Consider the following 3417-nt stretch of genomic DNA (forward strand, 5'->3'; position numbering starts at 1 on the left):
GAGGGAGCTGTCGAAGGTGGGACTGGCGATTGGGACTAAGTCGTAACAAGGTAGCCGTACCGGAAGGTGCGGCTGGATCACCTCCTTTCTAAGGATATTATACGGAATATAAGACCTTGGGTCTTATAAACAGAACGTTCCCTGTCTTGTTTAGTTTTGAAGGATCATTCCTTCGAAACGTGTTCTTTGAAAACTAGATAACAGTAGACATCACATTCAATTAGTAATGCAAGATATCACGTAGTGATTCTTTTTAACGGTTAAGTTAGAAAGGGCGCACGGTGGATGCCTTGGCACTAGGAGCCGATGAAGGACGGGACGAACACCGATATGCTTCGGGGAGCTGTAAGCAAGCTTTGATCCGGAGATTTCCGAATGGGGAAACCCACCACTCGTAATGGAGTGGTATCCATATCTGAATACATAGGGTATGGAAGGCAGACCCGGGGAACTGAAACATCTAAGTACCTGGAGGAAGAGAAAGCAAATGCGATTTCCTGAGTAGCGGCGAGCGAAACGGAACTAGCCCAAACCAAGAGGCTTGCCTCTTGGGGTTGTAGGACACTCTATACGGAGTTACAAAGGAACGAGGTAGATGAAGAGGTCTGGAAAGGCCCGCCATAGGAGGTAACAGCCCTGTAGTCAAAACTTCGTTCTCTCCTGAGTGGATCCTGAGTACGGCGGAACACGTGAAATTCCGTCGGAATCCGGGAGGACCATCTCCCAAGGCTAAATACTCCCTAGTGACCGATAGTGAACCAGTACCGTGAGGGAAAGGTGAAAAGCACCCCGGAAGGGGAGTGAAAGAGATCCTGAAACCGTGTGCCTACAAGTAGTCAGAGCCCGTTAACGGGTGATGGCGTGCCTTTTGTAGAATGAACCGGCGAGTTACGATCCCGTGCAAGGTTAAGCAGAAGATGCGGAGCCGCAGCGAAAGCGAGTCTGAATAGGGCGAATGAGTACGTGGTCGTAGACCCGAAACCAGGTGATCTACCCATGTCCAGGGTGAAGTTCAGGTAACACTGAATGGAGGCCCGAACCCACGCACGTTGAAAAGTGCGGGGATGAGGTGTGGGTAGGGGTGAAATGCCAATCGAACCTGGAGATAGCTGGTTCTCTCCGAAATAGCTTTAGGGCTAGCCTCAAGGTAAGAGTCTTGGAGGTAGAGCACTGATTGGACTAGGGGCCCCTACCGGGTTACCGAATTCAGTCAAACTCCGAATGCCAATGACTTATCCTTGGGAGTCAGACTGCGAGTGATAAGATCCGTAGTCGAAAGGGAAACAGCCCAGACCGCCAGCTAAGGTCCCAAAGTATACGTTAAGTGGAAAAGGATGTGGAGTTGCTTAGACAACCAGGATGTTGGCTTAGAAGCAGCCACCATTTAAAGAGTGCGTAATAGCTCACTGGTCGAGTGACTCTGCGCCGAAAATGTACCGGGGCTAAACGTATCACCGAAGCTGCGGACTGTTCTTCGAACAGTGGTAGGAGAGCGTTCTAAGGGCTGTGAAGCCAGACCGGAAGGACTGGTGGAGCGCTTAGAAGTGAGAATGCCGGTATGAGTAGCGAAAGAGGGGTGAGAATCCCCTCCACCGAATGCCTAAGGTTTCCTGAGGAAGGCTCGTCCGCTCAGGGTTAGTCGGGACCTAAGCCGAGGCCGAAAGGCGTAGGCGATGGACAACAGGTTGATATTCCTGTACCACCTCCTCACCATTTGAGCAATGGGGGGACGCAGGAGGATAGGGTAAGCGCGGTATTGGATATCCGCGTCCAAGCAGTTAGGCTGGGAAATAGGCAAATCCGTTTCCCGTGAAGGCTGAGCTGTGATGGCGAGCGAAATATAGTAGCGAAGTTCCTGATTCCACACTGCCAAGAAAAGCCTCTAGCGAGGTGAGAGGTGCCCGTACCGCAAACCGACACAGGTAGGCGAGGAGAGAATCCTAAGGTGATCGAGAGAACTCTCGTTAAGGAACTCGGCAAAATGACCCCGTAACTTCGGGAGAAGGGGTGCTCTGTTAGGGTGCAAGCCCGAGAGAGCCGCAGTGAATAGGCCCAGGCGACTGTTTAGCAAAAACACAGGTCTCTGCGAAGCCGTAAGGCGAAGTATAGGGGCTGACGCCTGCCCGGTGCTGGAAGGTTAAGAGGAGCGCTTAGCGTAAGCGAAGGTGCGAATTGAAGCCCCAGTAAACGGCGGCCGTAACTATAACGGTCCTAAGGTAGCGAAATTCCTTGTCGGGTAAGTTCCGACCCGCACGAAAGGCGCAACGATCTGGGCACTGTCTCAACGAGAGACTCGGTGAAATTATAGTACCTGTGAAGATGCAGGTTACCCGCGACAGGACGGAAAGACCCCGTGGAGCTTTACTGCAGCCTGATATTGAATGTTGGTACAGCTTGTACAGGATAGGTAGGAGCCTTGGAAACCGGAGCGCCAGCTTCGGTGGAGGCATCGGTGGGATACTACCCTGGCTGTATTGACCTTCTAACCCGCCGCCCTTATCGGGCGGGGAGACAGTGTCAGGTGGGCAGTTTGACTGGGGCGGTCGCCTCCTAAAAGGTAACGGAGGCGCCCAAAGGTTCCCTCAGAATGGTTGGAAATCATTCGCAGAGTGTAAAGGCACAAGGGAGCTTGACTGCGAGACCTACAAGTCGAGCAGGGACGAAAGTCGGGCTTAGTGATCCGGTGGTTCCGCATGGAAGGGCCATCGCTCAACGGATAAAAGCTACCCCGGGGATAACAGGCTTATCTCCCCCAAGAGTCCACATCGACGGGGAGGTTTGGCACCTCGATGTCGGCTCATCGCATCCTGGGGCTGTAGTCGGTCCCAAGGGTTGGGCTGTTCGCCCATTAAAGCGGTACGCGAGCTGGGTTCAGAACGTCGTGAGACAGTTCGGTCCCTATCCGTCGCGGGCGCAGGAAATTTGAGAGGAGCTGTCCTTAGTACGAGAGGACCGGGATGGACGCACCGCTGGTGTACCAGTTGTTCTGCCAAGGGCATCGCTGGGTAGCTATGTGCGGACGGGATAAGTGCTGAAAGCATCTAAGCATGAAGCCCCCCTCAAGATGAGATTTCCCATTCCGCAAGGAAGTAAGATCCCTGAAAGATGATCAGGTTGATAGGTCTGAGGTGGAAGTGTGGCGACACATGGAGCTGACAGATACTAATCGATCGAGGACTTAACCATATTTTTGAATGATGTCACACCTGTTATCTAGTTTTGAGAGAACACTCTCAATTTGTTTGGTGGCGATAGCGAAGAGGTCACACCCGTTCCCATACCGAACACGGAAGTTAAGCTCTTCAGCGCCGATGGTAGTCGGGGGTTTCCCCCTGTGAGAGTAGGACGCCGCCAAGCTTTTCTAAAATTTTATCATCGCGGGGTGGAGCAGTTCGGTAGCTCGTCGGGCTCATAACC

Annotated in this window: 3 rRNA genes; all 3 read left to right on the plus strand. The window is 52.7% G+C overall.

What is annotated here, in order from left to right:
• Nucleotides 1–88, plus strand: a 16S ribosomal RNA gene (locus ACFRJ8_RS22525); the annotation flags it as partial.
• Nucleotides 89–258: 170 nt separating this feature from the next.
• A 23S ribosomal RNA gene (locus ACFRJ8_RS22530) occupies nt 259–3186 on the plus strand.
• 55 nt (nt 3187–3241) lie between these two features.
• Nucleotides 3242–3357 (plus strand): 5S ribosomal RNA (gene rrf / locus ACFRJ8_RS22535).
• Nucleotides 3358–3417: the final 60 nt, after the last annotated feature.

Origin of the sequence: Arthrobacter sp. NPDC056886 (assembly GCF_042788715.1) — a bacterium.
In the GTDB taxonomy this organism is placed as follows: Bacteria; Actinomycetota; Actinomycetes; order Actinomycetales; family Micrococcaceae; genus Arthrobacter.